Below are 25,733 nucleotides of genomic sequence, written 5' to 3' on the forward strand. Positions count from 1 at the left end.
CTCTAGTCGTGGGCGGCACGGGATGCGTAGCGGGATACCAGGCGGGCTGCCATTGTTGCGCCTCACCGGCAGCGGAGTGTCTCCCCCCGTCTGACGCTGCCTTGACGGGCTATGCGGTGCTGTGCGCTTGAAGCCACGGGGCAAACGGTGTTGGCTTGTAGCTACGGCGGACCTCGCCGGCGCGCGACCATCTCAGGGAGCGGACGCCAGGGCCGCCGCTTGCACGCAACGGCACGAGGAGGAAGACGTGGGCGAGACCGACACCGCCGCGGATAGCAATGTGGCGGCGCGATTGGGTTTCAAGGATGGAGACCTGATCCAGGAGTTCGGCTACGACGAGGACGTGGACTTAGGCCTGCGCGACGCGATCGAGGAGGCGGTCGGCTCCGACCTTCTCGACGAGGACGACCACGAGGTCGTCGACGCGGTCATCGTGTGGTGGCGCGACGGCGACGGAGACCTTGTCGACATGCTCGTCGACGCCCAGACCACCCTCGGCGATGGCGGCGTCATCTGGCTCCTCACGCCCAAGCAGGGACGTGACGGCCACGTTCGGCCCATGGAGGTCCAGGAGTCCGCGCCGACGGCGGGACTCCACTCGACGTCGTCCGTCGGCGTGTCCAAAGACTGGAGCGCCATGCGGCTCGTGCGGAAGAAGCAGTAATGCAGGTCCGCCCCGGCGTGCCCGAGCTGGGCAGCATTGCTCCGGATTTCGAGCTGCCCAGCCAGTTCGGGGAGCCGGTACGGCTCTCCTCGTACCGGGGCCGGCCGGTCGTCGTGCTGTTCTACCCGTTCGCCTTCTCGGGGATCTGCACCGGCGAGCTGTGCGAGGTGCGGGACGCCTGGGACGTCTTCGCGGCGGTCGACGCCGAGGTGCTCGCCGTCTCAGTCGACAGCAAGTTCTCGCTGCGCGCCTATGCGGCGGCCGAGGGCTACGGCTTCCCGCTCCTCTCCGACTTCTGGCCCCACGGCGAGGTCGCGCGCGACTACGGTGTCTTCGACGAGGAGAGCGGCATGGCCCTGCGGGGGACGTTCATCCTCGACGCCGAGGGCGCCGTCCGCTACCGGGTCGTGAACCCCCGAGGGCAGGCGCGGGACGTGGACGAGTACCGGGCTGCCCTCGCGGAGATCACGGGGAAGGCCGGTATGACCGGATCCTAGGCCCGGCCGCGTGGGGTAGAGTGGGGCAGCGTCGGCAGGCGCAGTCGCACGGCACGCACTGCCGAAAGAGGGGTCTTTAGCTCAGCTGGTAGAGCGCCACGCTTACACCGTGGATGTCATCGGTTCGATCCCGGTAGGACCCACCTCGCCAGAGGAGCCCGTCGCGATACCACGGCGGGCTCTCGGCGTTTCGCCGGCGCTGTGCGCCCAGGAAGACTCTGCACGGTGCGTCCAAGGAAAAGCCGCCGGGCATGGAACGAGCCTCCCGCCGCGACCATTGGGGGGTTCGCCGCGGCGGGAGGCTCTGACTTGAATATAGGGTGAACTGGCCCCGAAATCAAACACGTGTGTGCAATCTTTGCGCCGCGCCCGGCGGGTCAGGCGCCGGCCTCGAAGCTGTCGTCTTCATGCTCCCCGACCTGCCCATGATCGTTCAGGCCTGCGAGCCCATCCTCGAGCGCTGGCGGCTCAGCCCGCCCACGCGCCCCACCCGCATCGTCGTGATGAGCAGCGTCTCGCCCGTCGCCGTGAAGGACTTCGGCGCCCGGGTCGCGCACGCCGGCGGCGGGCTCGCCTCCGTCGTCGACGCGCGCCCGTCAGCGGCGGGCGGCAGGCCGCCGTCGAGGGCACCCTCGCGATCATGGCCGGCGGGGATGCGGACGACGTCGACGCGCTCGCCCGCTCTTCGCGCCCTGCCGCGCAGCGTCCTGCGCCTCGGCGGCCTCGGCGCCGGCTCCCTTTCCGCTTCAACGGCGAGATCGACGAGGTCCTCGCCGCGCTCGGCGACGGGTCGCTCGACGCCGGCGGGGTCGTCACGCACGAGTTCGCGGCCGAGGATGCGCTCGAGGCCTTCGAGGTCGCGCGCGACTCCTCCGCCTCGGGCAAGGTGCTGCTCCGCTTCTGAGGCAGGTTTTCTGAGGCACGCGGGCGGCGCCCCACGACGACAGACGGCAACTCACCGCAACGGGGAGCCAAAATGAGGCATGCCGAAATACGATGTCAAACAGTGATCCCCCATTCCGCCGTCAACTAGCCTTGTCTGCGGAACCCCAGTGAAGAGACGGAGAGTACATGTCTGCACAGATCGGCGTCACCGGCCTTGCGGTGATGGGCGCGAACCTGGCCCGCAACCTCGCCCGCAATGGATACACGGTGGCCCTGCACAACCGCTCGGTGGAGAAGACGGACACGCTCCTGGCCAAGCACGGCGACGAGGGCGACTTCCTCCGCACCGAGACGCTGCAGGAGCTGGTCGACTCGCTCGAGAAGCCGCGCCGCGTGCTCATCATGGTCAAGGCCGGCAAGCCGGTCGACGCCGTCGTCGAGCAGCTCGTGCCGCTCCTCGAGGAGGGCGACATCGTCATCGACGCGGGCAACTCCCACTACGAGGACACCCGCCGCCGCGAGGCCGCCCTCGCCGAGAAGGGCCTGCACTTCGTGGGCGTCGGCGTCTCGGGCGGCGAGGAGGGCGCCCTCAACGGCCCCTCGATCATGCCCGGCGGCTCGAAGAAGTCCTACGAGGCGCTCGGCCCGATGCTCGAGAAGATCTCCGCGAAGGCCGACGGCGAGCCGTGCTGCGCGTGGGTCGGCACCGACGGGGCCGGCCACTTCGTCAAGATGGTCCACAACGGCATCGAGTACGCCGACATGCAGGTCATCGGCGAGGCCTATGACCTCCTCCGCAGCGCCGCCGGCATCGAGCCGGCCGAGCAGGCGGCGATCTTCGAGGAGTGGAACCAGGGCGAGCTCTCCTCGTTCCTCATCGAGATCACGGCTGAGGTGCTCAAGCACGTCGACGCTCCGACGGGCAAGCCGTTCGTCGACGTCGTCGTCGACGCCGCGGGCCAGAAGGGCACGGGCCGCTGGACGGTCCAGTCCGCCCTCGACCTCGGCTCCCCGGTCTCCGGCATCGCCGAGTCGGTCTTCGCCCGCGGCATCTCCTCGCAGAAGGACCAGCGTGCGATCGCGCAGGAGACCCTCGCGGGCCACGAGGCCGCCGTCGAGGTCCCTGAGAACTTCGTCGAGGACGTCCGCCAGGCCCTCTACGCCTCCAAGCTCGTCTCCTACGCCCAGGGCCTCGACATGCTCACGAGCGCCGCCAAGGAGTACGGCTGGGAGCTCAAGCTCGACGAGATCGCCTCGCTGTGGCGCGCCGGCTGCATCATCCGCGCCGCCCTGCTGAAGGACATCACCGCCGCCTACAAGGGCGAGGACAAGCCGGCGAACCTCCTGTTCGCCCCGGCCTTCGCCGAATCGGTCGGCGCGGCCGTCCCGGCGTGGCGCCGCGTCGTCGCGACCGCCGTCCAGCTCGGCATCCCGGTGCCGGTCTTCTCGTCCTCGCTCGCGTACTACGACAGCCTGCGCCGCAAGCGCCTCCCGGCCGCCGTGATCCAAGGCCAGCGCGACCTCTTCGGCGCCCACACGTATCAGCGCGTGGACGCAGAGGGTACGTTCCACACCCTCTGGGGCGAGGACCGCTCCGAGATCGCGGCCGTCGACACGCACTGACGCGCGGCGGCTGACAGGCGCACGCCGCAGGGCACACGGTCCGAAGGGCCCCTCACCGGATGGTGAGGGGCCCTTCGCCGTTCGGTCCCGTCGTGCGCTGCCCCGTGTGGGCGGAGCAGCGCACCCGGGCTCAGATGTAGTAGTACTCCGCGGGGTCCACGGCCGGCTTCGTCTCCTTCGCCGAGTCCCGGTGACGCCACGTGGCCGGGACTCCCGTGACGATCGAGTTCGGCGGGGCGTCCTTGACGACGACGGCGTTGGCGCCAACGGCGCTCCCGGCGCCGATCGTGATCGGGCCCAGGACCTTGGCCCCGGCCCCGATCGTGACGCCATCGCCGATCGTCGGGTGGCGCTTGACCTTGGCGAGCGAGCGGCCGCCGAGCGTGACGCCGTGGTACATGAACACGTCGTCGCCGATCTCGGAGGTCTCGCCGATGACGACGCCCATGCCGTGGTCGATGAAGAACCGGCGGCCGATCGTGGCCCCCGGGTGGATCTCGATCCCGGTGAGGAACCGCCCGGCCTGCGAGATGAGGCGGGCGGCGAACCTCAGGTCGTCCCGCTGCCACATCTTGTGCGTCAGGCGGTGGATCCAGATGGCGTGCAGGCCCGAGTAGGCGAAGAAGTTCTCGATCTTGCCGCGCGCCGCCGGATCATGGGCGGCCGCGGCCTCGAGGTCCTCGCTCAGCCGGGCCAGGGTGCGTTTGATCAGTGACACAGGTTTCCTTCTCAATCCTTCTACCGCAGCACCCCGGCCGGCGGGGTCCTAGCCGCGGATGTCGTCGTAGAGAACGGTGGAGATGTAGCGCTCGCCGAAGTCACAGACGACCGCGACGATGAGCTTGTCCTTGTTCTCCGGGCGCTTGGCGAGCTCCAGGGCACCCCACACGATCGCGCCGGAGGAGATGCCCGCGAGGATGCCCTCCTGCGTCGCGAGGGCGCGCGCGGTGGCCACGGAGTCCTCGAGCGTCGCGTCGAGGACCTCGTCGTACACATTCGTGTCGAGGACCTCGGGCACGAAGTTGGCGCCGATGCCCTGGATCTTGTGCGGGCCGGGGGCGCCGCCGTTGAGGATGGGGGAGTCCTTGGGCTCGATGGCGACGACCTGGACGTCCGGCTTGCGCTCCTTGAGCACCTGGCCGACGCCGGTGATGGTGCCGCCGGTGCCGATGCCGCTCACAAAGATGTCGACCTCGCCGTCGGTGTCCTTCCAGACCTCCTCGGCCGTCGTGGCGCGGTGGACCTCGGGGTTCGCCGGGTTGGCGAACTGCTGGGCCCAGATGGAGTTCTCGGTGTTCGCGACGATCTCCTGGGCCTTCTCGACGGCGCCGCGCATGCCCTCGGAGCCCGGGGTCAGCACGATCTCTGCGCCGAAGGCGCGCAGGAGCACGCGGCGCTCGGTGGACATCGTCTCCGGCATGGTCAGGATGACCTTGTAGCCGCGCGCGGCGCCCACCATGGCCAGGGCGATGCCCGTGTTGCCGGAGGTGCCCTCGACGATCGTGCCGCCTGGCTTGAGCGCGCCCGCCTTCTCGGCCGCCTCGATGATCGCGACGCCGATGCGGTCCTTGACGCTGTTCGCCGGGTTGTAGAACTCGAGCTTGACGGCGACCTGCGCCTCGAGGCCCTCGGTGAGCCGGTTGAGGCGGACCAGCGGCGTGTTGCCGACCAGCTGCGTGACGTCGTCGTAGATGCGTGCCATGGGACCTTGCTTTCGGGAGGTGGGCATGGATGGACGAGCCGGGCGGCCGGCTGCGCGTTCAGCCTAGTCAGCGCCGATCGCCGCTTTCTAGGGCGTGAGCCATTCCGAGTAATATTTCCGGGCCTTGGCGAGCTTCGGGTTGATGATCACGTGGCAGTACCCGGTGTCGGAGTTCTTCGCGTAGTAGTCCTGATGGAACTCCTCGGCGGGGTAGAAGGTGCTTGCGCGGGTCACCTCGGTCACGATCGCAGCGCCCCACAGGTGCTGGTTCCGCTGGATGGCGTCCTCGAAGAGCATCTTCTCCTCGTCGGTCACGTAGAACATCGACGACCGGTACTGGGTCCCCACGTCGTACCCCTGCCGGTTGGGCGTCGTCGGGTCGTGGATCGCGAAGAACATGTCCAGCACGGTCTCCTCGGGGATCACGGCCTCATCGAACGTGACGGCCACGACCTCGGCGTGCCCGGTCATGCCGCTGCACACGCTGTAGTAGTCCGGGTTGGGCAGGTGCCCGCCGATGTAGCCGGAGACGACGGCGCTCACACCCTTGGTCTTCTGGTACACGGCGTCGAGGCACCAGAAGCAGCCACCGCCCAGGATGAAAGTCTTCATGCTGCCTACAATGTCCGCAGCCCGCGGAAGATTCCCGAGAGAGGACCGCCCCCTCGTGTCAGAGCAGACCGGCCCCGAGACGCAGCAGCCATCGACCCCCGCAGAGCCTGAGCGCGAGGCAGATTCCACCCGAGCCGCCGGCTCCGTCGATGCTCCTTCCCTTGCCGACATCCTCCTCGCCGTCGAGGAGCTGTGGCCCGAATCCCTCGCCGAGGGCTGGGACGCCGTCGGGCTCGTGACGGGCCGCCCGTCCCAGCCGGTGTCGAAGATCCTCTTTGCCGTAGACCCCGTCCTCGAGGTCATCGAGGAGGCCGCCACCTGGGAAGCGGACCTCCTCATCACCCATCACCCCCTGCTCCTGCGCGGCGTCAATTCCGTCGCCGCCAACACGCCCAAGGGCCGGGCGGTGCACCGGCTCATCGAGACCGCCACGGCGCTCCTGACGGTGCACACGAACGGGGACAGCGCCGTCGGCGGCGTCTCCGATGTCCTCGCCGACGCCCTCGGGCTCGAGGATGTCCAGCCCCTGACGCAGGCGGCCAACGGCCTGCCCGAGGAAGGCATCGGCCGGGTGGGTGACCTGCCCGAGCTCACGAGCCTCGCGGACCTCGCGGGGCGCCTGTTCGGCATCCTCCCGACCGTCGCCGGGGGCGTGCGCGTCGCGGGGGACCGCGACGGGCTCGTGCGGCGCGTCGCCGTGTGCGGCGGCGCCGGGGACGGCCTCTTCGACGCCGTGCGGGCCGCCGAGGCGGACGTGTACATCACGGCCGACCTGCGCCACCACCCGGCCTCCGAGGCACGCGAGTCCGCACCCGACGGGCGGCCCTACCTCCTGGACGTGAGCCATTTCGCGAGCGAGTGGCTGTGGCTCCCGGCCGCGGCGGCCGCCCTCGACAACGTGCTGCGCGACCAGGGGCACGAGATCGACATCCGTGTCTCGACCGTCAACACCGATCCGTGGGACTTCATCCTCACGCCGGGCGAGGGATAGAGTCGCAGCACACGAGGCCCTGACCCGCGTCGGGGCGATCCGGAGGAGGAACCATGCCCAAGGCCCCCGCCGCCGAACAGCTCAAGCTCCTCGGCCTCCAGGCGCTCGACGCGCGGCTGCACGCCCTCGATGTCCGGCGCCGGGCCCTCGAGGGCGATCCGCGGATCGCGCCGACCATGGCGGCCAGGGACCAGGCCGGGGCCGCGGCGAAGGCGGCCGACGACGCCGTCGCGGCGGCGGAGCGCGAGCTCACCGCGGCCGAGGACCAGGTCGCGCAGGTGTCGGCGAAGATTGCGAAGGACGAGCAGCGGCTCTACGCGGGCGGGCTCTCGAAGGACCTCGAGGCCCTCCAGAAGGACATCTCCTCGCTCAGCGCGCGCCGCAGCGACCTCGAGGACGCCGAGCTCGAGGTGCTCGAGCGGCTCGACGCCCTCCGCGCCGCGCAGGCCGAGGCCGCCACGGTGCTCGCCGCGGCCGACTCCGCGCATGCCGCGCTCCGCGCCGAGCTCGACGCCGCCCTCGCCGAGGTCGCCGACGAGCGCGCCTCCGTCACGGCGGAGCGGGGGGAGTACGCGGCCGGGGTGGACCCGGCGCTCGTCGCGGTCTACGAGAAGACCCTCGCGAAGCGCGGCGTCGGCGCGGCCCGGCTCTTCCACGGCACGTCCGAGGGCTCGGGCATGGCCCTGAGCCCCGGCGACCTCTCGACCATCAGGGGCGCTGCCGAGGACGAGATCGTCTTCTGCCCCGACTCGGGCTGCATCCTCGTCCGCTCGCCCGAGTGGAGCTGACCCGACTCATCCCTGCAGCACCAGGGCGAGCGAGTGCGGTGTGCGGGCCGTGCCCTCGCGGAGCTCGGCCGTCCACCCCTCGCGGGCGACGTCGAGCAGCGCCTCGGGCGTCGAGGGAGCCGTCCCGCGGCGCGTGAGCAGGTGCCGGACGAACTCGCCCCGGTGGTGCTTCGCGAAGTGGCTCACGACGCTGCGCTTCCCGCCGCGCTCCGTGAACACGTCCACGGTCACCGTCGAGGCGCGCGGGGGAGCGTAGGCAGCGGCGTACGTGCTCGAGCGGCAGTCGACGACGAGGCCCTCGGCCGCGCGTACCGCGAGCGCCTCGGCGAGGCGGGGCTTCCAGAACGAGGCCAACCGCCCGAGGCCCGGCAGGGCCGTCGACATGGACAGGCGGTACGCGGGGACGGGGTCGGCGAAGCCGACGGCGCCCCACAGCGCCGAGACCACCACGATCCACTCATCGGCCTTCACCCGCTGCGCAGGCGTGAGGCCCGCGTAGCCGAGCGCCTCGTACAGGACGCCCGAGTACACGCGGTGCGCCGGGGCCGCCGGTTCCGCGTGAAGCCGCCGGTTCCGCTCGACGTCGTGAGCGAGCGAGGCGCCGACCTTGAGCACCTCGAGGGCGTCCCCGCGCCCGCTCACGTCGGCGAGGGCCTCCATGACCTCCTTCCGCGCGACGTCGAGGTCCGGGAAGCTCAGGGACGCGAGGTCGACGGCGGGGCCCGAGGGCGCGGGGGTCTTGCCCTCGGAGGGCGGAAGCAGGATCAGCACCCGAGCATCCTACCGACGGCGGGACGCACTGCCACGACGGCGCCGGGGGGCGGGCAGCGGGGCCGGTAGACTGGGACGGACGAGGTCAGGTCGACCGGGCGATCGCGGGGCGCCTCCTTCATGGAGGGGCCGCGAGGAAAGTCCGGGCTCCGCAGGGCAGGGTGGTGGGTAACGCCCACTCGGGGTAACCCGCAGGCCAGTGCCACAGAGAACAGACCGCCGGCGGACACGTCGAAAGACGCATCCCGCCGGCAAGGGTGAAACGGCGGTGTAAGAGACCACCAGCTCCCCGGGTGACCGGGGAGGCTCGGTAAACCCCACCCGGAGCAAGGCCAGACAGGACGCGTTTGAGGGCTGCCCGCCCGAGCGCCCGGGTAGGCCGCTCGAGGCCGCCGGCAACGGCGGTCCTAGATGGATGATCGCCTCCCGCGCCAGGGCAACCGGGCGTGGAGACAGAACCCGGCTCACAGGTCGGCCTGTCCTCGTCCCCAGCCTCCCGCGACCTCCCGCTCCCGTCATGCCGCGAGCCGCCTGTGAGTGACTTCACAGCCCTGCGCGGACCATCCGGAACGCCCCGGCCTGTACGCTGGACGAGAACGTAGAAGTTCTCCACGAGCCGGGCTCTGCGATCGCAGGACCGGCTCTCTTCATGCCCGTCCGGCCACCCGTCGGCGGGCATGCGCACGACGGCGTGCGCGCGACTCTGCAGAGAAAGGCACCTGTGTGAGCACAACGGCGGAATCCGCACTCGGCACCTGGATCGGACGCGAGGCAGCGGCGGAGGCGATGATCCCGATCATCGGCCGGCTGTACCGCGAGAACAACGTGGTGACCTCGGTCCACGGTCGCAGCCTCATCAACCAGTCCGTGGTCGGCCTCCTCAAGGCCCACCGCTGGGCCCGGCAGATCGAACGCGAGGAACTGAGCCTCGACGAGACCCTCCCCATCCTCAAGGCCCTCGAGCCGCTCGAGCTCGGCGCCGCGTCGGTCGACATCGCCCGGCTGAACGAGAAGTACCGCGCCGAGGGCGCCGGCCGCCCGCTCGAGGAGTTCCTCCGTGAGGAGCTCGCCGAGATCGTCGGCAAGCGCGGCGCAGACCCGCGCCAGAGCACCGACGTCGTGCTCTACGGCTTCGGCCGCATCGGCCGCCTCGTGGCCCGCATCCTCATCGAGCACGCCGGCGGCGGCCACGGCCTGCGCCTCCGCGCGATCGTCGTGCGCAAGGGCTCGGACAAGGACCTCGTCAAGCGTGCGAGCCTCCTGCGCCGCGACTCCGTCCACGGCGCCTTCGAGGGCACGATCACCGTCGACGAGGAGAACAGCACGATCCTCGCCAACGGCACCCTGATCAAGGTCATCTACTCGGACAGCCCGGCCTCGGTCGACTACACCCAGTACGGCATCAACGACGCGATCGTCGTCGACAACACGGGCAAGTGGCGCGACGAGGATGGCCTGTCCCAGCACCTGCAGAGCAAGGGCGTCGCGCGCGTGCTGCTCACGGCCCCCGGCAAGGGCGGCCTCAAGAACATCGTCCACGGCATCAACCACGAGACGATCGAGGCCGGCGACCGGATCGTGACGGCCGCGTCCTGCACGACCAACGCGATCACCCCGGTGCTCAAGGCGGTCAACGACAAGTACGGAGTCGTGCACGGCCACGTCGAGACGGTGCACTCGTTCACGAACGACCAGAACCTCATTGACAACTTCCACAAGGGCGACCGCCGCGGCCGCGCCGCGGGCCTGAACATGGTCATCACGGAGACCGGCGCCGCCAAGGCCGTCGCGAAGGCGCTCCCCGAGCTCGCCGGCAAGCTCACGGGCAACGCCATCCGCGTCCCCACCCCGGACGTCTCGATGGCCGTGCTGAACCTCAGCCTCGCCGAGGAGACGACGAAGGAGGAGGTCAACGCCTACCTGCGCGAGATGTCGCTGCACTCGGACCTGCGCAAGCAGATCGACTACATCGACTCGCCCGAGGTCGTCTCGACGGACTTCGTCGGCTCCCGCCGCGCGGGCATCGTCGACGGGCTCGCCACGATCTCGTCCGGCAAGAACCTCGTGCTCTACGTCTGGTACGACAACGAGTTCGGCTACAGCTGCCAGGTGGTCCGGGTGCTCGAGGAGATGGCCGGGGTCAACCCGCCGTCGTTCCCCGTGCAGGTCGCGGCTGACCTGAGCCTCGCCGCGGCGCGCTAGCACCGGATGCCAGGCACCGCTCGGGGGCAACTCCGTGCGGTGTCTGGATTCGCCGGGCGCGACGGGGCAAGATGCACCGTATGGAAGCTACGGAGCATGAGAGCACCCTCGAGCACGCGCTCGATGTCGCCAGGGCCAACGCCAAGCAGGCCAAGCTGCTCGTCGAGCATGCGAGGGCCGGCCTCGCCGCCGGGGACGTGAGCCCCGAGCGGGTGTCCCAGCTGGAGGAGCTGCAGCGGATTGCCGACGAGGACCTCCTGAGGGTCACGCGGGAGCAGTAGCGCAGCCCCCCGGGGCCCACGACGCCGAAGGGCGCCGCACACAGCGTGCGGCGCCCTTCGCTGTTCCCGGGTTCCGATGCCGGGCGCCCCGTCCCTGGGGGCGTGGCCGTCAGGGGACGTCGTGGACGTGCTCGTGCCGGTCGTGGTCGCCGTCGCCGTGGCCGAAGGGGTCCGGATCGACCCCGGGCATCCAGGTCAGCCCCGGAACGCCCCAGCCGTGCTTCCGGACCGCACGCTTGGCCTTCCTGGCGTACCGGTCGGCGAGCCGGTCCACGTAGAGCTTCCCGTCGAGGTGGTCGTACTCGTGCTGCATGACGCGCGCGAACCAGCCGGTCGCGACGAACTCGAGCGGATTGCCGTCGCCGTCGAAGCCCTCGACCCTGGCCCAGTCGGCGCGCCGCAGCGGGAATCCCTCGCCGGGGAACGAGAGGCAGCCCTCCTCGTCCTCCTCCGGGTCCGGGGCGGCGCCGGAGATCTTGGAGAGGGTCAGGCGCGGGTTCACGACGACGCCGCGCGGGGGCACGCCGTCGTCGTTGCTGAACTTGTACACGAAGACGCGCAGGCCCACGCCGATCTGGGGGGCCGCGAGGCCCACGCCGTGGGCGGCGTCGTTCGTCTCGTGCATGTCCGCGATGAGCGTGCGCAGGGCGCCATCGAACTCGGTGACCTCGGCGGCCCGCCGGTGCAGGACGGGCTCCCCCCAGATGGTGACGGGATGGACGGTCACGGCTGAAGCTCCTGTTCTGTGCGGGAGGCAGACCTGCATCGGAGGCGGATCCGCGCAGGAAACGCCCGAGGCCGCCCGGGATGTCCCTGGCGGCCTCGAGGGCGGCCGGGACGGGCCCGGCCATTCGGGGTGAGTAACGGGGCTTGAACCCGCGACCTTCTGGACCACAACCAGACGCTCTGCCAACTGAGCTATACCCACCGTGATCGCTCCCGGGGCGTTTTCCCCCGCGGAAGCAACGACATCAAGCATACCTGCTCTTGAGGGGTGCTCATGACCAAAACTGGCCCCGGGCGGGGAAATTTTCCGGGCGGGGCTCAGCCGGCGGTCGCGGCCCCCGGCTCGGCGGCCTCAGCGGGGTCTGTGGCCTCAGCGGAGGCTGTGGACTCGGCGCCGGCCCCCGCGATGCCCTGGGCGATGGCCTGCGCCGTCGCCGAGTCCGGGCCCGGCGCGGGGACGAAGACGGCCTGGCGGTAGTAGCGCAGCTCGTCGATCGAGTCCCGGATATCCCCGAGGGCCCGGTGGCCGCCGGTCTTCGTCGGGGCCTGGAAGTAGGCGCGCGGGTACCAGCGGCGCGCAAGCTCCTTGATCGTCGAGACGTCGATGACGCGGTAGTGCAGGTGCGAGACGACCTCGGGCATGTCCCGGGCGAGGAACATGCGGTCGGTCCCGACCGAGTTGCCGCCGAGCTGGGCCCTGCGCGGCTCGGGGACCCACGCGCGGATGTACTCCATGACGCGGGACTGGGCCTGGCCGAGGGTCACGCCGTCGGGAAGCTCGCCGAGCAGGTTCGACGCCGTGTGCATCTCGCGGACGAAGTCGTCCATGCCCGCGAGGGCCTCCTGGCTCGGGCGGATCACGACGTCGACTCCCTCGCCGAGGATGTTCAGCTCGGAGTCCGTCACGAGGACGGCAACCTCGATGAGCGCGTCCTTCGAGATGTCCAGGCCGGTCATCTCGCAGTCGATCCACACGATTCGTTCATTGGTGATGGGCACCAGCCCAGCGTACAGTCCGCCGCCGCCGGCCCACCGCCGTCGTCCGCGCCCCGGTGCTACGATGGTCGCACCGCCGAGCCCTGCGCCTGCACCGCGGTGGGGCACGCCCTGATGTGGCCTCACGACGAAATGGACGCGCCGAATGACTCTTCCCTCGCACCATGTCAGACGACCGGGCGCGGACGTGGAGCTCCCGGAGATCGAGAACCCCCGCGGGCCGCTCATCGCAGGCTTCGTCGGATCCCTCGCGATGCTCGTCGGCTCGTTCGGCGTGGGGTGGCTCGCGCCGGCGTCCGAGCTGCGCCGCCACGCCCTCTTCATCTGGATGCGCACCGAGGTGTCCGGTGTCGTCCTGAGCATCGTCCTGCTGGCCGTGGGCGGAATGCTCCTTGTAAGGGCCTGGCTGCGGCTCGGGCAGAAGGTCCATGAATGGGGCCCGCAGGCGCGGGCCGCGACCCTCAGGGCCCTCGCGCTGTGGGGCGGGCCGATGCTGTTCTCGGTGCCGCTGTTCAGCCGCGACGTGTACTCCTACATCGGCCAGGGACGGCTCATGGTCGAGGGGTTCAACCCGTACCGCGACGGGATCTCGACGCTCTCGAACTACTACCAGCTCGGTGCGGACAAGATGTGGAGCGAGGCGCCCACGCCGTACGGGCAGCTGTTCCTGTGGGTGGAGCAGTTCGTCGTCTGGGCCACGAACGTCCAGCCCGAGGCGAGCGTGCTCCTCTTCCGGCTCGTGGCCCTCGTCGGCGTGGGGCTGGTCGCTGTCTATGTGCCCAAGCTCGCGCAGCTGCACGGGGTCAACCCCCACCGCGCCCTGTGGCTCACGGTGGCCAATCCGCTCTTCCTGACGAACTTCATCGCGGCTGTCCACAACGACTCGCTCATGATCGGCCTCGCCGTCGCGGGCGTGTACTTCGTCGCGGTGCGCCGCCCGCTGCTCGGGATCGCCCTCGTGACGCTCTCCGTGTCCGTCAAGCCCATCACGGCGCTCCTGCTGCCGTTCGTGGCGCTCATGTGGGCGGGGAAGCACGCCTCCTGGCCCAGGAAGGCGCTCTACCTCGCCCTCGCCGCGGGCCTCTCGCTCGGACTGCTGTACGCGATGAGCCTGCCCAACGGCTTCGGGTTCGGCTGGATCTACGGGCTCGCGGCCCCTGGATCCGTGTGGATCTGGTACGCCCCGGTCGGGATGATCGGCATGATGGTCGCCTCGATCGGGGGGTCCCTCGGCCTCGGCTGGCTCGCGCTGGACCGGGCCGTGTTCGCCGTCGCCCGGGTCGTCTCGCTCGCGCTCATCGCGTGGCTCCTGCTCCGGGGCTCCCACGATCGGCTCGTGCGCCGCATGACGCTCGCGTTCGCCGCCGTCGTCCTCCTCGCCCCGATGATCCAGGCGTGGTACATCGTCTGGCTGATCCCGCTCTTCGCCGCCACGGGGATCCGCGACGACTGGCAGGTCAAGACCCTGTACTTCGTCGTCTCGTTCTTCATGGTCTACGGCATCTCCGACCAGCTGGACGTCTTCCCGTACCTCCAGCAGGGCGACAACCAGCTTGCCCTCGCCCTGGCCCGCAACACCGCGGCGCTCCTCGCGCTCCTGTTCGCGCTCTACCTCATCTTCATCGACCCGAAGACCCGTACCTTGTTCCGGCCCGGCGGGCGCAGCCTGCTCGCCCGGCGCTGATTCCTCTGGCGGACCCTCGACCGGCGACGCTTTCCGACTAGGCTGGTCGGGCACGTGACCGCCGCCGAAAGGTGCCCTGTGAGCTGGTTCGCCGACGAGACACCGCACCGGGGCGCCCTGCCGCCCCGGGCCCATCTGAACTCGGACGCCCGCGCAGTGGCGCTCGACGGCGAGTGGGCCTTCCGCTGCTCGCCCACCGCGGCGGGGACGCCTGGGTTCGAGACGGCAGGCTTCGACGATTCGGCCTGGGACCGCGTGCGCGTCCCGCACTGCTGGCAGCTCGAGGGCGTGCCCGGCGCTCCGGCCTACAGCCGTCCCGCCTACACGAACGTCGTCTACCCGTTCCCCGTCGACCCGCCCGCCGTCCCGGACGAGAACCCCACGGGGGAGTACCGGCGGACGTTCGCCCTCCCGCCGGTATCCGGCGCCGGCCGCTGGCTCCTCCGCTTCGAGGGCGTCGACTCGGCCTTCGAGGTCTTCCTGAACGGCGTGCGCCTCGGCGAGGCGAAGGGCTCCCGGCTCACGCACGAGTTCGACGCGACCGCTGGCCTCGCGGCCGAGGCCAACGCTGCAGAGGGCGACGCGGCCGAGGGCAATGTCCTCGCGGTCCGCGTCCACCAGTGGTCCGCGGGGTCGTACCTCGAGGACCAGGACATGTGGTGGGTCTCGGGCATCTTCCGCTCGGTGACGCTCCTGCACCGCCCCGACGGCGGAATCGACGACCTCTTCGTGCATGCCGGCTACGATGCCGCCACGCGCACGGGGCGACTCCTCGTCGAGGCGCCGGACGGCGCCGTCGTGCGCGTGCCGGAGCTGGGGCTCGAGGTGCCGGCCAACGAGCCCGTCGAGGTGCCGGGGGTGGAGGCATGGAGCGCCGACGTCCCGCGGCTCTACCGGGGTGCGGTCTCGACGCCGGCCGAGACCGTGCGGATCGCGATCGGCTTCCGGACGGTCGCGATCGAGGACGCGACGCTCCTGGTCAACGGCGTCCCGCTCACGATCCGCGGCGTCAACCGCCACGAGTGGCACCCGCTCACGGGGCGGACCCTCGACGAGGCGACCATGCGGGCCGACATCGAGCTCATGAAGCGCCACAACGTCAACGCCGTCCGCACGAGCCACTACCCGCCGGACGCTCGGTTCCTCGACCTGTGCGACGAGTACGGGCTCTGGGTCCTGGACGAGTGCGACCTCGAGACGCACGGCTTCGAACGCGTGGGCTGGCGCCGCAACCCGAGCGCCGAGCCCCACTGGCGCGACGCGCTCCTGGACCGCATGCAGCGCACGCTCGAGCGCGACAAGAACCATGCGAGCGTCATCGGGTGGTCGCTCGGGAACGAGTCGGGGCGCGGGGAGAACCTCGCGGCCATGGCGGTCTGGGTGCGCGAGCGCGATCCCGACCGGTTCATCCACTACGAGGGCGACTGGGACAGCCCCTACACCGACGTGTACTCGCGCATGTACGCGGACCACGCCGAGACCGAGCTCATCGGCCGGGGCGAGGAGCCCCGCACCGACTCCGTCGCGCACGACGCGCATCGGCGCGCCCTGCCCTTCGTGCTGTGCGAGTATGCCCACGCGATGGGCAACGGCCCCGGGGGACTCGCCGAGTACGAGGCGCTGTTCGAGCGCTATCCACGGCTCGCGGGCGGGTTCGTGTGGGAGTGGATCGACCACTGCATCCCCCAGCGGGCGGCGTCGGGCCCCCACGAAGGGGCCGAGTTCTTCGCCTACGGCGGTGACTTCGGCGAAGAGCTGCACGATGCGAACTTCATCGCGGACGGACTCGTCTTCCCCGACCGCACGCCCTCGCCGAGCCTGGCCGAGCTCGCCAAGACGTACGAGCCGGTGCGGATCGGCGTGGGGGAGGAGGGCATCGCGGTGCAGTCCCGGCTCGCCCACGGCACGACGGAGCACCTGGCCTTCCGCTGGCGGTGCGAGGACGACGGCGCCGAGGTCGCCTCGGGCGAGTTCGCGCTGGGCCCGCTGGCGCCCGGGCACGGGACGACGCTGCCGCTGCCGGCCGAGGTGCGTGGCGCGGCCTCCCCGGAGCCCGGTGTGGAGCGCTGGCTCACGGTGCGCGCGGTCCTCGCGGCCGACACGCCGTGGGCCGCGGCGGGGCACGAGCTCGCGTGGGGGCAGGGCCGTCTGGACCGACCCGTCCCGCCGGCCCGGGAGCCCGCGCGGCCCGCGGGTGACGCGCCCGCGCGGCCGCGGGACGACGGCGGATGGGACCTCGGCCCCGCCCGCTTCGACGCCTCGGGGCGGCTCGTCCGGCTCGGCGGCCTCGACGTGCTCGGTCCGCGGCTGGACCTCTGGCGCGCCCCGACGGACAACGACGAGCTCGCCTGGACCGACCCGCCGGGGCCCGCATGGCGGCGCCTCGGGCTCCACCGGCTGCGGCACCGGACCGTCTCCGCCGTCGCCGAGGAGAACGCGCTGAGCGTCGTCGCGCATGCGATGCCCGCCGGCTCGGACGTGGGGTACGAGGTCGAGTACCGGTGGCGCGCGCACGACGGCGGGGTGCGGCTCAACGTCGTCGGCTCGCCGATCGGCACGTGGGACGTGCCGGTTCCGCGGCTCGGCGTCCGCCTGGCCGTGCCAGCCGGCCTGACGCAGGTCTCGTGGCTCGGGCTCGGGCCGGGGGAGTCCTACCCCGACAGCGCGGCGGCCCAGCGCGTGGGACTGTACTCGGCGACGGTAGCGGAACTCCAGACGCCGTACGTGCGCCCGCAGGAGAACGGGGCCCGCCGCGGCGTCCGGCGGGCCGAGCTCGCGGGCAGCGTCGCCGGGGAGACGGCCTGGCTGCGGATGGAGGGCGGGCCGTTCATCCTGTCCGTGCGCCCGTGGACCTCGGAGGACCTCGACGCGGCGGCGCATCCGACGGACCTCGAGCGCGACCCGACGTGGCTGCACGTGAACCTGGACGCCGAGCACCACGGCGTCGGATCCGGCGCGTGCGGGCCGGTCGAGCTGCCGCCGTACCGGCTGCACGCGCAGCGGTTCGCCCTGTCCGTGCTCTTCACCGCGGGGGGCTGACGGGCCCGGGACGGGAAGGGTCCCGGCGCCGGGGATGCGGGACGGCCGGGTTCCTGGCTACGTGTGCGCGGGACCCTGGGTGCTGCGGCGGAGGACGACGCTCCCGGTCACCTCGGCGGGGCTCGCGTCCCCGAGCGCGGTCTCGACGGCGAGCCGGCCCATTTCCTCGAGGGGCAGCCGCACCGTGGTCAGGGCGGGACGGAAGTCGCGCAGCGTCTCGATGTCGTCGAACCCCGCCACGCCCAGATCGCGCGGCACGCGCAGCCCCTCCTCGCGCAGGCCCGCGACGAGGCCGATCGCCATGCGGTCGTTGACGGCGAAGACGCACGTCCTGCGGCCGGCGTCGTGCGCTGTGCGGACGGCCGCCGCGATCCCCGGCGCCGCCGCGAAGCCGCCGTCGCGGTCGAAGTCCGTGCGCACGACGCCGGCCGGGGAACGGCCCGCGTCCGCGAGGCCCTGCTGGAATCCCTCGGTGCGGAGGTCGGAGGTCACGAGGCCCCCGCGGCCGGCCACGACGACGTAGTCGTCGAAGGGCTCGCCGCCGAGCCTGCGCCCGAGCTCGCGGGCGAGGTCCCGGTTGGGGACGGAGATCACCCGGACTGCGGGGTCTTGGTCCCCGGGGAAGGGGTGTCCGATGAGCGCCATGTGCCCCCCGTTGGCGAGGTAGCGCGCCGTCTCGCGGCTCAGGGCCTCGTTGTCCGCCGCGTCCTGGGGGCGGTCCGAGCGGCTTCCCGCGATGACGATCGCGTCGGTGCGGCGCGCGGCGAACGCCTCGACGGCGCGGCGCTCCTCGGCCGGGCCGCCCGCCGTTCCGATCAGGAGGACGGTGCGCAGGTGCTCGCGCGCCGCCGCCTGCACGCCACGCGCGATCGAGGAGAAGTACGGGTCGGCGATGTCGTTCACGACGAGGCCCACGAGGCCTGAGCTCGAGCGGGCGAGCGCCTGGGCCTGGGCGTTGGGGATGTAGCCGAGGGATTCGGCGGCCGCCCGGACGCGCTCGGCGATCTCGGCGGCCGGCTTGCGCTCGGAGCCGTTGAGCACGCGCGAGGCCGTGGCAGGGGAGACCCCAGCACGCCTTGCGACCTCGGTGAGCGTGACTGCCGGCATGGTCCTCCTTCGAGCGCGGTCCGGTGGTGGACCGACCTGCCCAGTATCGCACCGGTCAGGCGCATTCGGAATGCGCTTGCCATGCGGCGTGCCGTGGGTCATAGTTGATCCATTGGAATGCGCTTTCCGCGCTCATTACACCACGCCACGACCACGGGAGGGCCCCTTGAGAACCCAGACGAAGACCCTGCGCATCGCGATGAACGGCATCACCGGACGGATGGGGTACCGCCAGCACCTCGTGCGCTCCATCCTCCCGATCCGGGAGGCCGGGGGCGTGGTGCTCGAGGACGGCACGAAGGTCCAGGTGGAGCCGATCCTCGTGGGCCGCAACGAGGCCAAGCTCCGTGAGCTCGCGGAGAAGCACAAGGTGGCCGAGTGGTCGACTGACCTCGACAGCCTGATCCAGGACCAGAGCGTCGACATCGTCTTCGACGCCTCCATGACGAGCCTGCGCGCCGAGACCCTGCGCAAGGCCATGCGTGCCGGCAAGCACATCTTCACGGAGAAGCCCACGGCCGAGACCCTCGACGAGGCCGTCGAGCTCGCGCGGATCAGCACGGAGACCGGGGTGACCGCCGGGGTCGTGCACGACAAGCTCTACCTGCCGGGCCTCGTGAAGCTGCGCCGGCTCGTCGACGAGGGCTTCTTCGGCCGCATCCTCTCGATCCGCGGCGAGTTCGGCTACTGGGTCTTCGAGGGGGACATCCAGCCCGCCCAGCGCCCCTCGTGGAACTACCGCAGGGAGGACGGCGGCGGGATGACGACGGACATGTTCTGCCACTGGAACTACGTCCTCGAGGGCATCGTCGGCAGGGTCAGGAGCGTCAACGCCCTCACGGCGACCCACATCCCGGCCCGCTGGGACGAGCAGGGCAGGGAGTACCAGGCCACGGCGGACGACGCCTCCTACGGCATCTTCGAGCTCGAGACCCCGGCGGGCGACCACGTCGTCGGCCAGATCAACTCCTCGTGGGCGGTGCGCGTCTACCGCGACGAGCTCGTCGAGTTCCAGGTGGACGGCACGCACGGCTCCGCTGTCGCCGGCCTCACCAAGTGCGTCGCCCAGCAGCGGGCCCACACGCCCAAGCCGGTCTGGAACCCGGACCTGCCCGTGACCGAGTCCTTCCGCTCGCAGTGGCAGGAGGTTCCGGCCAACCAGGAGCTCGACAACGGCTTCAGGCTGCAGTGGGAGGAGTTCCTGCGCGACGTCGTTGCCGGGCGCGAGCACCGCTTCGGCCTCCTCTCCGCGGCCCGCGGCGTCCAGCTCGCCGAGCTCGGCCTGCAGTCCAACGCAGAGCGCCGCACCATCGACATCCCGGAGATCGAGCTCTGATGGCCTCCGTTCCCTCTGTCGCCCTGCCCGAAGGGACGTCCGCGGGCGCAGGCACTCGCCGCTATGAGCTCCAGCCCGCTACCGCGTGGCAGAAGCCCACGGAGCCCTTCACGGCCCGCAAGGTCTACGCCGCCGCCCACGTGATCCCCACTGCGACGGGGGACAACACCCCCGGCGCCCCCGCCGAGCTGGACTGGGAGCGGACCCTGGCCTTCCGGCACGAGCTGTGGTCCTACGGCCTCGGCGTCGCCGACGCCATGGACACCGCCCAGCGCGGCATGGGCCTGGACTGGGCCGCCACCCAGGAGCTGATCCGCCGGGTCGGCGCCGAGGCGGCCGCCGTCGCCCAGGCCACCACGGGCGCCACCGCGGGGCTGACCGTCCGCGACCTCGTCGCCTGCGGCGCGGGGACGGACCAGCTCGACCTCGCCTCCGTCCCTTCCGGGGCGGCCGGCGTCCGGCAGGCCCTCGAGGCGTACCGCGAGCAGATCGCCGTCGTCGAGGCCGCGGGGCCGAAGGTCATCCTCATGGCCTCGCGGGCCCTGGCCAAGGCCGCCACGGGCCCGGCCGACTACCTCGGCGTCTACTCCACGCTCCTGTCGGAGGTGAGGCAGCCCGTCGTCCTGCACTGGCTCGGCGAGATGTTCGACCCGGCCCTCGCCGGCTACTGGGGCTCGGCCGGCGTCGCGGGCGCGACCGAGACGTTCCTCGAGCTCATCCGCGCCCATGCGGGCAGGGTCGACGGCGTCAAGGTCTCCCTCCTCGACGCCGCGCACGAGGTCTCCCTCCGCGCTGCGCTGCCCGAGGGCGTCCGCCTCTACACGGGCGACGACTTCAACTACCCCGAGCTCATCGACGGCGACGGCGAGCGCCACTCGGACGCGCTCCTGGGCATCTTCGCGGCGATCTACCCGGCCGCCTCGGCCGCCCTGCAGGCCTACGAGGCCGGGGACGCCGTCGTCGCCCGCAAGGTCCTGGACTCCACGCGCGAGCTGGGGCTGCACATCTTCGGCGCCCCGACGTCCTACTACAAGACCGGCATCGCGTTCCTGTCCTGGCTCAACGGCCACCAGCCCGGCTTCCAGATGGTCGGCGGGCTGCACTCGGGCCGCTCGGTGCCGCATCTCGTGCGCGTCTTCGAGCTCGCGGACCAGACCGGCCTCCTGCTCGATCCCGGGCTGGCCGCGCGCCGCCTGGCCGCGTTCCTCGAGGTCAACGGGGTGGCGCAGTGAGCGGCGCCTCCCGCCTGTCCCTGAACAGCGCGACGACCAAGAAGTGGACGCTGCGCGAGGCGGTCGACGGCTGCGTGCGCGCCGGCATCGGCGCGATCGGCCCGTGGCGCGACCGCGTGCACGAGGCCGGGGTCCCCGAGGCGGCCGCCATGATCCGGGACGCGGGCCTCGAGGTCTCCTCGCTGTGCCGCGGGGGCTTCCTCACGGCTGCGGATCCCACGGGGCAGGCGGCCGCGCTCGAGGACAACCGCGCCGCGGTGCTCGAGGCCCAGACGCTCGGCACGAGGGACCTCTACCTCGTCGTCGGCGGCCTCGCCGAGGGCGAGAAGGACGTCGTCGCGGCCAGACAGCGCATCGCCGACCGCCTCAAGAAGCTCGTGCCGTTCGCCCACGACCACGGCGTGCGGCTCGTGCTCGAGCCGCTGCACCCGATGTACGCCGCCGACCGCGCGCTCATCTCGACGCTCGGCCAGGCGCTCGACCTCGCCGAGCCCTTCGAGCCGCAGGACGTCGGCGTCGCCGTCGACACCTTCCATGTGTGGTGGGATCCCGCCCTGCGCGGGCAGATCGCCCGCGCCGGACGGGAGGGCAGGCTCGCCTCCTATCAGGTGTGCGACTTCAACCTGCCGATCGCGGCGGACGCCCTGCTCTCGCGCGGCATGATGGGCGACGGCGTGATCGACTTCGCGACCATCACCGGCTGGGTGCGCGACGCCGGCTATACGGGCCTCATCGAGGTCGAGATCTTCAACCAGGAGATCTGGGACGCGGACGGCGACGAGACGCTCGCGATCATGAGGCAGCGCTATGAGGAGCTCGTGCTCCCGTACGCGTGAGCGGTGCCCCCGCACTGTCCATGGCCGCCCGGAGCAGCCGCGCGAAGGGCCCGGTGCCGCACGGCACCGGGCCCTTCGCGGTGCCAGCACATCCGGGGAAGGCCTCTTCACCGCAGAGCGCCCCAGGAGGGAATCGAACCCCCGACCGTCGGATTAGAAGGCCGCTGCTCTATCCTCTGAGCTACTGGGGCCGGCCCAAGAAGTCTATCCCGCCGCGGCCCCGCCCGTGCACGCGCCATGCCCTGGACGATGGCCTGCAATCCTCCTCCACAGCCCCCCGTCCGGCGAGTCCTCCACATACGGGGGGAGGTCCCTGTTGGGCCCTCCCCGCCCGGCGGAGGCTGGACCCAGGCCTTTCGAGTGGGAGGGCCTCCAACACAGGAAGGGCAGGGCCATGACCGACTACATCACGCTCAGGGGCTGGGTGGGCACCGAACCCACGTTCGGACGGACCCCTACGGGCCTGCCATTCGCCAACTTCCGGATGTCGGTGGGCGAGCGGCGCTTCGAGGAAGGAGTTCAGGCGTGGGTCGAGAAGCACACGAGCTGGTACAGCATCTCCTGCTACGGGAAGCTTGCGGAGAATGTCAGGGACAGCGTCCACAAGGGGCAGCGGCTCATCGTGATGGGAAAGCTGCGCATCAGGGGCTTCCAGCGGCAGGACGGTTCCCCCGGGTTGGAAGCGCAGCTCCAGGCAAGCGCCGTCGGCCACGACCTCGCCATGGGTGTCAGCCAGTGGAACAAGCGCCGGGACGAGATGCCTGCCGAAGCGTCGGGGAGGCGGCCGGGGCTGGTCGAGGGCGTCGGCGTCGTGGATCCCGTCACGGGCGAGGTCCGGAGCCGGGAGCAGGACGAGGACCCCTTCGGAGCGGAGGTTCCGCCGTTCGAGGAGGACGCGGAGTCGGGGCCCGACGAGGAGCTGCTCTCAGCCTGAACGGTCAGGCAGCGGGCCCGGGGCGGATCGGCGCCTCGCCGTCGGGGCTCCCGGGCGGCCGCCGATGTGTGCTCGTGCGGCGGACCCACTAGATTTAAGGCCATGGCGGAATTCATCTACACCATGACCAAGGCCCGGAAGGCTGTGGGCGACAAGGTCATCCTTGACGACGTGAGCATGTCGTTCTTCCCCGGGGCGAAGATCGGCGTCGTCGGCCCGAACGGCGCCGGCAAGTCGACCATCCTCAAGATCATGGCGGGCCTCGACACGCCGTCCAACGGGGAGGCGCGGCTCTCGCCCGGCTACACCGTCGGCATCCTGCTCCAGGAGCCGCCCCTGAACGAGGACAAGACCGTCCTGGGCAACGTCCAGGAGGGCGTCGGCGAGATCTACGGGAAGATTCAGCGGTTCAACGCCATCTCGGAGGAGATGGCGAGCCCGGACGCTGACTACGACGCGCTGCTCGAGGAGATGGGCAAGCTCCAGGAGGCCATCGACACGGCCGACGCGTGGGATCTGGACTCCCAGCTCGAGCAGGCCATGGACGCCCTCCGGTGCCCGCCGCCGGAGGCTGACGTCCGGGTCCTCTCCGGTGGTGAGCGCCGACGCGTAGCCCTGTGCAAGCTCCTGCTGCAGAAGCCGGACCTGCTGCTCCTCGACGAGCCCACCAACCACCTCGACGCCGAGAGCGTGCTCTGGCTCGAGCAGCACCTCGCGTCCTACCCGGGCGCTGTGCTCGCCGTGACCCACGACCGCTACTTCCTCGACCACGTCGCGGAGTGGATCTGCGAGGTCGACCGCGGCCGCCTCTACCCCTACGAGGGCAACTACTCGACCTACCTCGAGAAGAAGCGCGCGCGCCTCGAGGTGCAGGGCAAGAAGGACGCGAAGCTTGCCAAGCGCCTCGCCGAGGAGCTCGAGTGGGTCCGCTCCAACGCGAAGGGCCGCCAGACCAAGTCCAAGGCCCGCCTGGCCCGGTACGAGGAGATGGCCGCCGAGGCCGAGCGCACGCGCAAGCTCGACTTCGAGGAGATCCAGATCCCGCCGGGACCCCGCCTCGGCCAGATGGTCATCGAGGCCACAGAGCTCAAGAAGGGCTTCGGGGACCGGACCCTCATCGACGGACTCTCCTTCTCGCTGCCGCGCAATGGCATCGTGGGCGTCATCGGCCCCAACGGCGTCGGCAAGACCACCCTCTTCAAGACGCTCGTCGGGCTCGAGTCGCTCGACGGCGGTGAGCTCAAGATCGGCGATTCCGTCAAGATCTCGTACGTGGACCAGAGTCGCGGCGGCATCGACCCGAACAAGACGCTCTGGGAGGTCGTCTCCGACGGCCTCGACCACATCCAGGTCGGCCAGGTCGAGATGCCCTCGCGCGCGTACGTCTCGGCCTTCGGGTTCAAGGGGCCGGACCAGCAGAAGAAGGCCGGCGTCCTCTCCGGCGGCGAGCGCAACCGCCTGAACCTCGCGCTCACGCTCAAGCAGGGCGGCAACCTCCTGCTCCTCGACGAGCCGACCAACGACCTCGACGTCGAGACCCTCTCCAGTCTCGAGAACGCGCTGCTCGAGTTCCCCGGCTGCGCCGTCGTGGTCTCCCACGACCGCTGGTTCCTGGACCGCGTCGCGACGCACATCCTCGCCTACGAGGGCACCGACGAGGACGAGGCCAACTGGTACTGGTTCGAGGGCAACTTCGAGTCCTACGAGCAGAACAAGGTCGAGCGCCTCGGCCCCGAGGCAGCCAAGCCGCACCGTGTGACGCACCGCAAGCTCACCCGCGACTAGGCACCACGGGTGCGCGCAAGGAAGGCCGGTCCCCCTCGGGGGCCGGCCTTCCTTGCGCTTGGGGCCGCGCCCGGGACCCGGGCCTAGGAGGGGCCGTCGAGGTAGGGGAGCCTGACCATGCCCTCCTGGCCGACACTGGCGACGTGGATGCCGCGGCGGTCGAAGATGCGGCCCACGCCGAGGCCGCGCGCGCCCTGCGCGCTCGGGGACTCCTGAACGTACAGGAGCCAGTCGTCGACGCGGACCGGGCGGTGCCACCACATGGCGTGGTCGAGGCTGGCGACGCTCATGCCGGGCGTGATCCACGTCAGGCCGTGGCGCCGCAGGATCGGCTCGAGGAGGGTGTAGTCGCTCGCGTAGGCGAGCGCCGCGCGGTGGAGGTCCTCGTCGTCGGGCATCTCACCGAACGTCTTCATCCACACGGCGTTGCGGGCCACACGGTCGCCCGCGGCCGAGACGTAGACGGCCGGGTCCACGTGCCGGACGTCGAAGGGCCTGTCGAAGGCCCAGTACTGGGCGACCGGATGGTCGATCGAGCCCAGGAGGTCCGCCGTGCTCGGCAGCGTCTCGGGGTCCGGGATGCCCTCGGGCATCTCGGACTGGTGGTCGAGTCCCTCCGAGTCCGCTTGGAAGGACGCAATCATGGAGAGGATGGGCTGGCCGTCCTGGTAGGCGTGCACTTGGCGTGCGGAGAACGAGCGGCCGTCGCGCAGCCGCTCGACGCCGAACGTGATCGAGGTCTCCGCGTCGCCGGGCCGCAGGAAGTAGGCGTGCATCGAGTGCACGTGCCGGTCCTCTGGCACGGTGCGGCCGGCGGCGACGAGGCTCTGGGCCAGGACCTGTCCGCCGAAGACGCGGTGCCGCGGCTGGCGCTCGCTCGGGCCCACGAAGACGTCCTTGTCCGTGCGGGCGCCACCGAGGTCGTCAAGGTCGAGGAGCGTCAGGAGCAGGCCGGTGGAGTCCGGTGAGGGGGCGGACGGCGTCATGCCTCGACACTAGACGGCCCGCGCCGCTCGGCCAACTGGACCCGCCGCGCCGGCTC

The 25,733-nt window shown here is 71.1% G+C and carries 22 protein-coding genes, 3 tRNA genes, 1 other RNA gene and 2 pseudogenes; 18 read left to right on the forward strand and 10 right to left on the reverse strand.

The window, feature by feature from the left end:
- Nucleotides 1-247 precede the first annotated feature (247 nt).
- The 6 genes and pseudogenes from BV907_RS00445 to gndA all read left to right on the forward strand — a co-directional run bounded on the left by BV907_RS00445 (nt 248) and on the right by gndA (nt 3,669).
- Nucleotides 248-664, forward strand: a complete 417-nt coding sequence (locus BV907_RS00445) for a DUF3052 domain-containing protein (protein WP_077487693.1) — start codon at nt 248-250, stop codon at nt 662-664.
- Nucleotides 664-1,161 carry a peroxiredoxin gene (locus BV907_RS00450; RefSeq protein WP_077487694.1) on the forward strand — a complete coding sequence of 166 codons (498 nt, stop codon included), beginning with the start codon at nt 664-666 and terminating at the stop codon, nt 1,159-1,161. Before BV907_RS00445 ends, BV907_RS00450 begins: the two co-directional genes overlap by 1 nt.
- Nucleotides 1,162-1,231: 70 nt before the next feature.
- Nucleotides 1,232-1,304, forward strand: a tRNA-Val gene (locus tag BV907_RS00455).
- Between the two features lie 206 nt (nt 1,305-1,510).
- A pseudogene (locus BV907_RS19515) lies at nt 1,511-1,825 on the forward strand (NAD(P)-binding domain-containing protein); the annotation flags it as partial.
- A gap of 75 nt (nt 1,826-1,900) precedes the next feature.
- Nucleotides 1,901-2,065, forward strand: a pseudogene (locus BV907_RS19185) (L-idonate 5-dehydrogenase); the annotation flags it as partial.
- A gap of 167 nt (nt 2,066-2,232) precedes the next feature.
- Nucleotides 2,233-3,669 (forward strand): NADP-dependent phosphogluconate dehydrogenase, encoded by a 1,437-nt coding sequence (gene gndA, locus BV907_RS00465; protein ID WP_077487696.1) that lies wholly within the window; start codon nt 2,233-2,235, stop codon nt 3,667-3,669.
- A gap of 130 nt (nt 3,670-3,799) precedes the next feature.
- Here gndA and epsC read toward each other — a convergent pair whose 3' ends face one another.
- From epsC to msrA, 3 genes are all read right to left on the reverse strand, one after another.
- The gene (epsC, locus tag BV907_RS00470; protein WP_245827733.1) at nt 3,800-4,378 is read right to left on the reverse strand and encodes a serine O-acetyltransferase EpsC; all 579 of its coding nucleotides are present in this window, start codon (nt 4,376-4,378) and stop codon (nt 3,800-3,802) included.
- Nucleotides 4,379-4,435: 57 nt separating this feature from the next.
- Nucleotides 4,436-5,371, reverse strand: coding sequence for a cysteine synthase A (cysK, locus tag BV907_RS00475; protein ID WP_077487697.1), 936 nt, complete (start codon nt 5,369-5,371; stop codon nt 4,436-4,438).
- An 87-nt stretch (nt 5,372-5,458) separates the two neighbouring features.
- Entirely contained in the window at nt 5,459-5,983 is a 525-nt protein-coding gene (gene msrA, locus BV907_RS00480; RefSeq protein ID WP_077487698.1) for a peptide-methionine (S)-S-oxide reductase MsrA, read from the reverse strand.
- A 55-nt stretch (nt 5,984-6,038) separates the two neighbouring features.
- Here msrA and BV907_RS00485 point away from each other — a divergent pair, with 55 nt between their 5' ends.
- Nucleotides 6,039-6,974 carry a Nif3-like dinuclear metal center hexameric protein gene (locus BV907_RS00485; protein ID WP_245827706.1) on the forward strand — a complete coding sequence of 312 codons (936 nt, stop codon included), beginning with the start codon at nt 6,039-6,041 and terminating at the stop codon, nt 6,972-6,974.
- A 53-nt stretch (nt 6,975-7,027) separates the two neighbouring features.
- Nucleotides 7,028-7,762 carry a zinc ribbon domain-containing protein gene (locus BV907_RS00490; protein ID WP_077487700.1) on the forward strand — a complete coding sequence of 245 codons (735 nt, stop codon included), beginning with the start codon at nt 7,028-7,030 and terminating at the stop codon, nt 7,760-7,762.
- Nucleotides 7,763-7,768: 6 nt separating this feature from the next.
- On the opposite strand, the gene BV907_RS00495 is transcribed toward BV907_RS00490, so the two are convergent.
- Entirely contained in the window at nt 7,769-8,533 is a 765-nt protein-coding gene (locus BV907_RS00495; protein WP_077487701.1) for a YaaA family protein, read from the reverse strand.
- Between the two features lie 86 nt (nt 8,534-8,619).
- On the opposite strand from BV907_RS00495, the gene rnpB reads away from it, so the two are divergent.
- The 3 genes from rnpB (at nt 8,620) to BV907_RS00510 (ending at nt 11,016) form a co-directional block, all read left to right on the forward strand.
- An RNA gene (gene rnpB / locus BV907_RS00500) (RNase P RNA component class A) lies at nt 8,620-9,016 on the forward strand.
- A 240-nt stretch (nt 9,017-9,256) separates the two neighbouring features.
- Nucleotides 9,257-10,735, forward strand: coding sequence for a glyceraldehyde-3-phosphate dehydrogenase (locus BV907_RS00505; protein ID WP_077487702.1), 1,479 nt, complete (start codon nt 9,257-9,259; stop codon nt 10,733-10,735).
- A 71-nt stretch (nt 10,736-10,806) separates the two neighbouring features.
- Nucleotides 10,807-11,016, forward strand: a complete 210-nt coding sequence (locus BV907_RS00510) for a hypothetical protein (protein WP_077487703.1) — start codon at nt 10,807-10,809, stop codon at nt 11,014-11,016.
- 109 nt (nt 11,017-11,125) lie between these two features.
- On the opposite strand, the gene def is transcribed toward BV907_RS00510, so the two are convergent.
- The 3 genes from def to orn all read right to left on the reverse strand — a co-directional run bounded on the left by def (nt 11,126) and on the right by orn (nt 12,699).
- The gene (def, locus tag BV907_RS00515; RefSeq protein WP_175637309.1) at nt 11,126-11,743 is read right to left on the reverse strand and encodes a peptide deformylase; all 618 of its coding nucleotides are present in this window, start codon (nt 11,741-11,743) and stop codon (nt 11,126-11,128) included.
- 128 nt (nt 11,744-11,871) lie between these two features.
- Nucleotides 11,872-11,944, reverse strand: a tRNA-His gene (locus BV907_RS00520).
- 116 nt (nt 11,945-12,060) lie between these two features.
- On the reverse strand, nt 12,061-12,699 hold the full coding sequence (orn, locus tag BV907_RS00525) for an oligoribonuclease (protein ID WP_245827735.1): 639 nt from the start codon (nt 12,697-12,699) through the stop codon (nt 12,061-12,063).
- Between the two features lie 184 nt (nt 12,700-12,883).
- Here orn and mptB point away from each other — a divergent pair, with 184 nt between their 5' ends.
- Both mptB and BV907_RS00535 read left to right on the forward strand, forming a co-directional pair.
- Nucleotides 12,884-14,422 (forward strand): polyprenol phosphomannose-dependent alpha 1,6 mannosyltransferase MptB, encoded by a 1,539-nt coding sequence (gene mptB, locus BV907_RS00530; RefSeq protein ID WP_077487705.1) that lies wholly within the window; start codon nt 12,884-12,886, stop codon nt 14,420-14,422.
- 78 nt (nt 14,423-14,500) lie between these two features.
- Nucleotides 14,501-17,461: a glycoside hydrolase family 2 TIM barrel-domain containing protein gene (locus tag BV907_RS00535; RefSeq protein WP_077487706.1), complete on the forward strand. Its 2,961-nt coding sequence runs from the start codon at nt 14,501-14,503 to the stop codon at nt 17,459-17,461.
- A 57-nt stretch (nt 17,462-17,518) separates the two neighbouring features.
- Here the strand turns inward: BV907_RS00535 and BV907_RS00540 are convergent, their stop codons facing one another.
- Nucleotides 17,519-18,568: a LacI family DNA-binding transcriptional regulator gene (locus tag BV907_RS00540; RefSeq protein ID WP_077487707.1), complete on the reverse strand. Its 1,050-nt coding sequence runs from the start codon at nt 18,566-18,568 to the stop codon at nt 17,519-17,521.
- 166 nt (nt 18,569-18,734) lie between these two features.
- On the opposite strand from BV907_RS00540, the gene BV907_RS00545 reads away from it, so the two are divergent.
- From BV907_RS00545 to BV907_RS00555, 3 genes are read left to right on the forward strand one after another with little or no spacing between them, the layout of a single operon-like run.
- The gene (locus tag BV907_RS00545) at nt 18,735-19,904 is read left to right on the forward strand and encodes a Gfo/Idh/MocA family protein (RefSeq protein ID WP_139346521.1); all 1,170 of its coding nucleotides are present in this window, start codon (nt 18,735-18,737) and stop codon (nt 19,902-19,904) included.
- The gene (locus BV907_RS00550; protein WP_077487709.1) at nt 19,904-21,136 is read left to right on the forward strand and encodes a dihydrodipicolinate synthase family protein; all 1,233 of its coding nucleotides are present in this window, start codon (nt 19,904-19,906) and stop codon (nt 21,134-21,136) included. Before BV907_RS00545 ends, BV907_RS00550 begins: the two co-directional genes overlap by 1 nt.
- A complete protein-coding gene (locus BV907_RS00555) occupies nt 21,133-21,972 on the forward strand; it encodes a sugar phosphate isomerase/epimerase family protein (protein WP_077487710.1) in 840 nt (279 codons plus the stop codon). Before BV907_RS00550 ends, BV907_RS00555 begins: the two co-directional genes overlap by 4 nt.
- 118 nt (nt 21,973-22,090) lie before the next feature.
- Here the strand turns inward: BV907_RS00555 and BV907_RS00560 are convergent.
- A tRNA-Arg gene (locus BV907_RS00560) sits at nt 22,091-22,163 on the reverse strand.
- A gap of 203 nt (nt 22,164-22,366) precedes the next feature.
- Between BV907_RS00560 and BV907_RS00565 the strand changes: the two genes are divergently transcribed.
- Entirely contained in the window at nt 22,367-22,906 is a 540-nt protein-coding gene (locus tag BV907_RS00565; RefSeq protein WP_077487711.1) for a single-stranded DNA-binding protein, read from the forward strand.
- A gap of 102 nt (nt 22,907-23,008) precedes the next feature.
- Nucleotides 23,009-24,691, forward strand: a complete 1,683-nt coding sequence (ettA, locus tag BV907_RS00570; protein ID WP_077487712.1) for an energy-dependent translational throttle protein EttA — start codon at nt 23,009-23,011, stop codon at nt 24,689-24,691.
- 83 nt (nt 24,692-24,774) lie between these two features.
- Here the strand turns inward: ettA and BV907_RS00575 are convergent, their stop codons facing one another.
- A complete protein-coding gene (locus BV907_RS00575; RefSeq protein WP_077487713.1) occupies nt 24,775-25,677 on the reverse strand; it encodes an acyl-CoA thioesterase in 903 nt (300 codons plus the stop codon).
- Between the last annotated feature and the right edge of the window lie 56 nt (nt 25,678-25,733).

This window comes from Sinomonas mesophila (genome assembly GCF_001999765.1).
GTDB classification, from domain to species: Bacteria; Actinomycetota; Actinomycetes; order Actinomycetales; family Micrococcaceae; genus Sinomonas; species Sinomonas mesophila.